The sequence below is a fragment of the uncultured Chitinophaga sp. genome (assembly GCF_937874145.1).
Classification (GTDB): Bacteria; Bacteroidota; Bacteroidia; order Chitinophagales; family Chitinophagaceae; genus Chitinophaga.
On record NZ_CALNBI010000489.1, the window covers coordinates 1 to 7,414 of the forward strand.

At 55.4% G+C, this 7,414-nt stretch carries 7 protein-coding genes and 1 pseudogene; 4 read left to right on the forward strand and 4 right to left on the reverse strand.

What is annotated here, in order from left to right; genetic code table 11:
- On the reverse strand, positions 1-201 hold a 201-nt coding region (locus Q0510_RS23190), incomplete at its 3' end, for a hypothetical protein (protein WP_298717122.1).
- Positions 202-404: 203 nt separating this feature from the next.
- Positions 405-605, reverse strand: coding sequence for a hypothetical protein (locus Q0510_RS23195; RefSeq protein WP_298717125.1), 201 nt, complete (start codon positions 603-605; stop codon positions 405-407).
- Positions 606-811: 206 nt separating this feature from the next.
- On the opposite strand from Q0510_RS23195, the gene Q0510_RS23200 reads away from it, so the two are divergent.
- The gene (locus Q0510_RS23200) at positions 812-1,684 is read left to right on the forward strand and encodes a hypothetical protein (protein WP_298717128.1); all 873 of its coding nucleotides are present in this window, start codon (positions 812-814) and stop codon (positions 1,682-1,684) included.
- A 342-nt stretch (positions 1,685-2,026) separates the two neighbouring features.
- Here the strand turns inward: Q0510_RS23200 and Q0510_RS23205 are convergent, their stop codons facing one another.
- A complete protein-coding gene (locus Q0510_RS23205) occupies positions 2,027-2,758 on the reverse strand; it encodes a C-terminal helicase domain-containing protein (protein WP_366941033.1) in 732 nt (243 codons plus the stop codon).
- Positions 2,759-2,797: 39 nt separating this feature from the next.
- Positions 2,798-3,270, reverse strand: a pseudogene (locus Q0510_RS24930) (DEAD/DEAH box helicase); the annotation flags it as partial.
- Positions 3,271-3,566: 296 nt separating this feature from the next.
- Between Q0510_RS24930 and Q0510_RS23215 the strand changes: the two are divergent.
- The 3 genes from Q0510_RS23215 to Q0510_RS23225 all read left to right on the forward strand — a co-directional run.
- Positions 3,567-4,229 carry a hypothetical protein gene (locus tag Q0510_RS23215; RefSeq protein ID WP_298717135.1) on the forward strand — a complete coding sequence of 221 codons (663 nt, stop codon included), beginning with the start codon at positions 3,567-3,569 and terminating at the stop codon, positions 4,227-4,229.
- Between the two features lie 173 nt (positions 4,230-4,402).
- Positions 4,403-6,739: a family 10 glycosylhydrolase gene (locus tag Q0510_RS23220; RefSeq protein WP_298717142.1), complete on the forward strand. Its 2,337-nt coding sequence runs from the start codon at positions 4,403-4,405 to the stop codon at positions 6,737-6,739.
- 252 nt (positions 6,740-6,991) lie between these two features.
- Positions 6,992-7,414: DUF5690 family protein (locus Q0510_RS23225; protein ID WP_298717145.1), on the forward strand; the 423-nt coding region annotated here is incomplete at its 3' end.

Genomic DNA, 7,414 nt, shown 5'->3' on the forward strand with positions numbered 1-7,414 from the left:
TTCGCCATAGTCAACGATAATAGCACGTTTCTTAAAGCGGATGGTGTCGCACCGTTTCCGGATATCTGTTTCAAGTTCATTAGAGAATGCGGGGTGTAATTTTCGCAGCATGCTGATCATTTCCCCGATCATATTTTCAGCCTGGTCGACGGGTATTTTTTCCGCAAGCCCGTCATTTGTTAGGTTCCACCAAAAATTCATATTTAGTTTTTAGGGGTTGACATGTTCAGGGAGGGGGATAGCCTCCTGGTTTTGCGGAGCGTATTTTCAACACTAAACATTTTGATGAACAAAAGGTTTAAAGGATGCCGGTGTTTTTCTGGTAAATCTGGATTGCAGATAAAGTTGTAGGTAGTTTACATGTAGCGAGATTACAGGCAGTTTGCGATAATGCCGGAAGGTAGTCAGAAAAACTCTTTCACATCAGATGGCGCAATACCTACAAATGCGCAGAACTCCGCAACCGAAACATATTGACCCGGTTTTTTCTGAAAATACGCCCGTAGCTTCTGCATGAGATCCCGCGCACTACGTTCTCCCTTTCCGAGGATCAACTGGATATCTTTTGTTGTGATGACTACTCTATGCGGTAAATTCTTACCCATATGCGATAGATTTTGGTGAGGTCAAAACCGGAAATACGCGGAAAATTCCGGCAAAATCCGGCAATTCCGACCGTCCGATTTTTGAGGTATTTCACGTCATCCTACTTTCAGGATGTAATTACACCCATCACACTGATCATGTGAACGCCTGAATGGCACGGCGATGCAAGTGCCAATATTCATGAAAAACATTTAAACGAATTTTTATGTCAAACAAACAAGAAGGGTTACTGCAGCTCACGGGCTCAACCCAAAAAATGATTTTCTTCAGAAAGAAGAACGGTGAATTCGGACTCAAACGGAAAGGCGGTGTCACATCTGAACGATTCAGGAACGACCCCAACTTCGAACAGGTTCGGCTGAACACGCAGGACTTTGCCAAAGCGGGCAAAGCCGGTAAGCTCATCAAGCGCGCATTCGGTACCATAACACCGAAGCAGGCTAACAGCACACTGTTCCCCAGGCTGACGAAAGCCTGCAAAGCGGTGATCAAATCCGACCTGGAGCATGAGCGGGGGCAGCGCACCCTGCTGGAAGGTGACACAAATTTGCTCGTCAATTTCAACTTTACCGAAGCCGGAAATTTCGACAGCATTTGGCTGGTTCCGATTTCCCATTCAATTGACAGGGTTGCGGGTACCGTTGGCATCTCACTGCCGGCATTCATCCCGGCGGAAATGGTCGTTTCCCCGGACAAGGCTACGCATGTAAAGTTGAGGATGGGCGCTGCCGCCATCGATTTCGAAACCGGTGAACATGCCTTTTCTGAAGCAGGCGCCAGCGAAATTGTTCTGGGCAAAACCACGACAGGCCCGGTAGAACTGAGTGCACAAATTCCACAGGGTACGACAGATCCGGTTTTTATTGCGATAGTCATTGAGTTCATGGAACAGGAAGGTAATATCATGTATCCCATCCTCAATAGCAGATTCCTGCTGATGAAGATGGTTGCGGTGGATGTACCCGATTGCTCCAACACCACCCTTTTTTCAGAAAGTGCGAAACATTGGAATGTTCCTCACGGCTATTGCCGCCGCAATTTTCGGATTGCCGGGCGAGCTTCCACAGGTCGTTATTGAAATCGCTGCCGTGACGGCTATTATAGGCAGTGTAATGGCCGGACTCGGACAGTCAGCGGTCAAAGATGAGTAAAGAATAATTGTAAGAAACGTTGATCAGGGGCCCCTGCCTTGGTGGGGGCCCTAAGTGTACCAGGTTTTGGGGAGGGCGATTTTTCATAAGCGTATTTTTGTTGTGGATGAAATATTCAATCTTCCCGGTTTCCTCTCTGAAGCATATGGGGTATCAGGGTACGCTTGATACTAAGCTAATTTGTCTGCAAATTAATGAAATGGACTGTCCATATCAATACCCTGAAGTTGATAAATGTCATCAAATTAAAAAAGCCATAAGACTAAATCTTATGGCTTTTTCTGTTGTTTGGGACGATTATTATTATTTCTTCGCTTGTTACCGTTGCGCGGCTTTCCTTGTCCGCCTCCGCTACCACCGCGATGTTGGCCGCCTCCGCGGTTATTCCCGCCTCCGCCGCCCGGCCTGCGGACTTTCGGCGTGTATTCCGGCACGGGGCCCAGTTCAGGGGGAACGGTGGCTTTGTCTACCGGTTTGCCCAGCAGCTCTTCGATGCGGGAAAAACGGCCCTGTTCCTTGGGACTGATGAACGTGTATGCAGTACCGTCGGTTGCGGCGCGTGCGGTACGGCCGATGCGGTGGATGTAATCCTCGCCGTCGTTGGGTACGTCGTAGTTGATCACCAGGTCGATGTCTTCGATATCGATGCCGCGGCTGAGGATGTCGGTAGCCACGAGTACTTTGGATTTGCCGTTCTTGAAGTTCAGGAGCGACTGTTCGCGTTTGTCCTGCTCCAGGTCGGAGTGGATCTCCTCTACGGTGAATTTGCCACGGCGCAATACTGCGGCGAGGGTCTTCACATTTTGCTTCCGGGAGCAGAAAACGATAACGCTTTCGGTGGGCCGGCTGCTGAGGATATGCTTGACCAGGGGTACTTTCTGTTCTTCATGCACCACAAACGCTTCCTGTTTGATGCGTTCGGGCGGTTTGGAGATGGCGATGTTCACCTGGATGGGATCCTGGAGGATTTTGAGCGCCAGTTTGCGCATTTTTTCCGGCATGGTGGCGGAGAAGAGGAGCGTCTGGCGGTCTTTGGGAAGGAAGGAGATGATCTTCTCGATATCGTCGTGGAAACCCATGTCGAGCATGCGGTCGGCCTCGTCGAGGATGAGATACTTCAGCCCTTGCAGCTTCACGTAGCCCATGTTGAGGTGGGCGATCATGCGGCCGGGAGTGCAGATGACCACATCGGCGCCTGTCGACAGCGCTTTCTTTTCGATGGCGAAAGAAGCACCGTCGCCCCCGCCGTAAACGGCGATGGAGCTGATATTGGTAAAATACGACATGCCTTCCAGCGCCTGGGCGATCTGCACGGCAAGTTCCCGCGTGGGAACGATGATCATGCAATTGATCTGGTGGTCGTCTTTTGTATGGGAGAGGATATTCTGAATGGTGGGAGCAGGAAGGCTGCCGTTTTACCGGTGCCCGTCTGTGCGGAGGCGATCAGGTCCCGGCCGGATAAAATGACGGGGATAACTTGTTCCTGAACCGGTGTAGCGGTTTTATAGCCCATCGCATCTATACCATCCAACAGATCATCGTCAAAATCAAATTCGTGAAAATACAATGTATATATGCTTTTTTAAATATAGGTAATATGTAAAGATAAGGATAAATCCGGCACTGCGGGCACGATTCATCCATTAAATCCGCGCTAATTCCGCTTTTGGCCGCATGTTAAAGCCGGAAGCCGCTGCTGGCGGAATCATAACGACGGGAAAGAAATCCGTTTGCCGTAGGAACGAATCCGTTTCGCGTAGCAGGCGGGATGGGAGGGTAGCCTATCTTTGCGGCGACAAAAACAAGATCATGAAAAAGTTAACCCTGCTATTCCTTTCCATCATCCCGCTCATCCTGCTGGCCGCCGCCGCAGGCAAGCGTTCCACCCGGGCCAGGCAGCTCCCTGCCCCGCAGGCGCCCGTTACTTCACCGGCATCTGCGCCTTTCCAGATAGAAGGCAACATCTTCCGCCTGCCCGCCGGCGTTTCGCTGGCAGCCGGATCCATGAAGGGCCACAACGCCCGGGCGTGCTCCTGCGATGCGGATCACGAAGTACAACGGTATGGGGACGGCTGCCTGGTGCGCCTGCGCTTCCGCCTCCGCAACCACACCGCCGCCGCCGTCAAAGTAACCCTGCCCGCAGGGCTCGTGTTCCACAACCGGTACGACCGTTCCTGCGACGCGCTGCTGGCGCGCGCCGTGGAGCTCAGCATACCCGCCGGCACCACCGCCGGCTTCCACCTCGATCTTTTCGGACTGTACCAGTCCATTCCAAAAGCCGGTCCCGAAGGGCCTTACCGCTTCGGCCCCGTGTCCGGCAACTACGATCTCCAGGCGTTGCTGATGACGCTGGAGAACAAATCCCTGGCCGACGTGCATAGCCTTGCCGTGGCCCAGGAGGCAATATGGGAGGTTACAAATGGCCATATCCCGAGCGCCGGCCTCGCAGGAAAAATGGCTCAGTTGCCCTGAGGCCGCGTGAAAAATCACACAGACTGAGCACCATCACTGCAGGCTCACCGCCGCAGCGGCCGCTCCCTTGCCGGGGCGGCCTTTTATTTTTTGGGAAAGTATAACGGTAACGGTTGTTGAAACGCTCTTATACCTGAAAGCCTGTTTCATTACATCAACCAAACCCCTCACCAATGCCTGGAATTTTACGTATCCTGCTGCTTTGCAGCCTTTTCCCGGCCATCACCCTGGCGCAGACGCCCCCGAAACGTGAGCTCCGCGGCGCCTGGGTAGCCACTTATCTCAATATCGACTGGCCCAACCGGTCGCAGACGCCCGCCCAGCAAAGGGCCGCCTTTATCGCCATCGCCGACCACCACCGCGCCACCGGCCTCAACGCCCTGTACGTGCAGGTGCGCAGCCAGTGCGACGCGATGTACGCCAGCGAACTGGAGCCCTGGTCGGCCGACCTCACGGGCACGCAGGGCAATGCGCCCTCCTCGCCCTGGGACCCCATGGCTTTCGCCATCGAAGAATGCCATAAGCGGGGCATGGAATTCCACGCCTGGATCAATCCCTACCGCGCCGTAGGCAACGCCAACAACCTGCCGGGCTTCGCCGCCTCGCATGTGGCCAAAGCACACCCCGAATGGCTCCTCAGCCAGGGTACGCTACGCGTCCTCGATCCCGGGCTGCCACCCGTGCGCGACCACATCTCCGCCGTAATCGCGGATATACTCCACCGCTACGACGTGGATGGCATTCATTTCGACGATTACTTCTATCCCCCCAACGCACCCGCCGGCACGGCGCCTTACAACGATTCGGCCACGTTTGCGGATTATCCCCGCGGGTTTACCGTAAAGGCCGACTGGCGGCGCGATAACGTGAACCTGCTCATCCAGCGGGTGTACGACAGCGTCAAAACCATCAAGCCCTGGGTGAAATTCGGCGTGAGCCCCTCCGGCATCTACCGCAACAGCACCAACCCCGACATCGGCTCGCCCACCGGCGGACTGGAGCATTACACCACGCTGTATGCCGACACGAAGCGGTGGCTGCAGGAAGGCTGGGTCGATTACATCATGCCGCAGGTGTATTGGTGGATCGGGCAGCCCGGCGCCAATTACGGCGTGATCGTGCCCTGGTGGAATAACCAATCCGCCGGCCGCCATATTTACATCGGCATCGCCGGGTACAAAATGGGTGACGCGGCAGCGGGCGCAGGGTGGACCGATTCCACCCAGATCCCGCGCCAGATCCGGATGAACCGCAGTCACGCCAACGTGTACGGGCAGTCGGTGTACAACACCACCAGCTTGCGCGTCAATACCCGGAAAGGTTTCCGTGATTCGCTGCGGTTGTTCATGTACGCCAAACCTGCGTTGCTGCCCGCCATGCAATGGCGCGACAGTATCGCCCCGGCGGCTCCGTTCGGGTTGAATGCCGTGCAGGCGGGTGATGATGTGCAATTGTTCTGGTGGCACAACGGCGACCCCGGCGACCAGCTGAACAGGGCGCGCCAGTTTGCGGTTTACCGCTCCACCACACCCGTGATCGATACCAGTTCCATGGACCAGTTCCTGGCTGTGACGCCGGTGGATTCCGTGAGTTATACAGACACTTCTGCCTTGCCGGGCATTACTTACTATTACGCTGTTACCGCGCTCGACCGCTATCATAACGAAAGTCCACGTTCGGGCCTGGCCGCCAACCTCGCGCCCACGATCCAGGGGCCGGGTAACCAGTGGCTTTTCGGGGATGCGGATTGCGGCGCTCCCTTGCCCGATTACCGCGACTCCGTGACGTTGGACAATCCGGAAGGCGTTGTTGTAACGCAGTATCCCGTGCCGGGCAGCCGGGTGCGGCATAACGATAACGTGTATTTCATTGCCACCAACGCCGGCGGGAAATCCGATACCGCGATGCTGACGATCGGGTTGAAAGACACGCTGCCACCCGTTTTTACGGAAATCGTCCCTTCGCCGGGATTGCTGAACACCCCGAACAACAAAATGGTGACGGTAGCCCTGAATTACACGGCAACGGACTGCGGCCCGGTTACGCGAACCGTAACGGTGACCAGCAACGAACCGGATAACGGCAGTGCGGATTGGCAGGTGGTGGATGCGAACACCGTGAAGCTCCGCGCGCAAAGAAACCCGCTGGGTAACGGGCGCGTGTACACGATCACGGTTACCGCCACCGATACTTCCGGCAATTCGAGCGTGGAAACGGCTTACGTGCTGGTGCCGGGCAACAAGCCCTGGACCCATGGCAACGGCCTGGCCGCCACGGTGCTGCCCAATCCCACGTTCCATCAGTTTGTGCTGATGCTGGTGAGCAAGAGCCAGCAGCCGATCGGCATCCGGGTGTACAACAGTGCCGGCGCACTCGTGGAAACCCGCCAGGGACAAGCCCCGAATTCTTCCGTTACGCTGGGAAGCAATTACCTGCCGGGCATTTACTACATCGAAATCTCGCAGGCCAATATCCGCCAGCTGTTGAAGGTGATCAAGCTGGGACATTAAGGTATATTCATCCAGAACCATACATGAATAGAACAGGGCCGTCCGCATAGGGCGGCCTTGTTGCTTCTTGCGGTACGAATGTGCGGGGCGCTGTTTTCTTTTCGATGATTTCAGCGTATATTCCATAATGCAATTTACCCGCCGGGAATTGGGCGTGGCGGCATTTGCGGCCGTTACCGCCTTTTGCGCCTACACCGCTATTTTTTCGTTCCGCAAAGCTTTCAATGTGGGGGCTTTTGCGGGGCATACGCTTTGGGGCATGGATTACAAACCGTGCTGGTGGTGTCGCAGGTGTTCGGGTACATGCTGAGTAAATTCTACGGCATCCGGTTCATCGCGGGGATGCAGCGGAAGAACCGGCACTGGCTGATCCTGGGATTGACGGGCGCGGCCTGGCTGGCCTGGGCGCTCTTTGCCCTGGTGCCGCCGCCTTACAACTGGTGGTGCCTGTTCCTGAATGGCTTTCCGCTCGGTATGTTGTGGGGCGTGGTGTTTTCGTATATCGAAGGAAGGCGGACCACGGATATGATCAGCGCCGCGCTGGCGGTGAGTTTCATCTTCGCATCCGGACTGGCCAAAAGCGTGGCGCAGTGGGTGATGGAAGGGTGGGGCGTGAGCGAATACGGGATGCCGTTTGTGGTGGGTTGCGTGTTTATGCCGGTCCTGATCGTATTT

Coding starts and splice junctions, on each gene's coding strand:
- Q0510_RS23195 (WP_298717125.1), bottom strand. CDS start 605: ATGGGTAAGAATTTACCGCATAGAGTAGTCATCACAACAAAAGATATC.
- Q0510_RS23200 (WP_298717128.1), top strand. CDS start 812: ATGTCAAACAAACAAGAAGGGTTACTGCAGCTCACGGGCTCAACCCAA.
- Q0510_RS23205 (WP_366941033.1), bottom strand. CDS start 2,758: ATGCCGGAAAAAATGCGCAAACTGGCGCTCAAAATCCTCCAGGATCCC.
- Q0510_RS23215 (WP_298717135.1), top strand. CDS start 3,567: ATGAAAAAGTTAACCCTGCTATTCCTTTCCATCATCCCGCTCATCCTG.
- Q0510_RS23220 (WP_298717142.1), top strand. CDS start 4,403: ATGCCTGGAATTTTACGTATCCTGCTGCTTTGCAGCCTTTTCCCGGCC.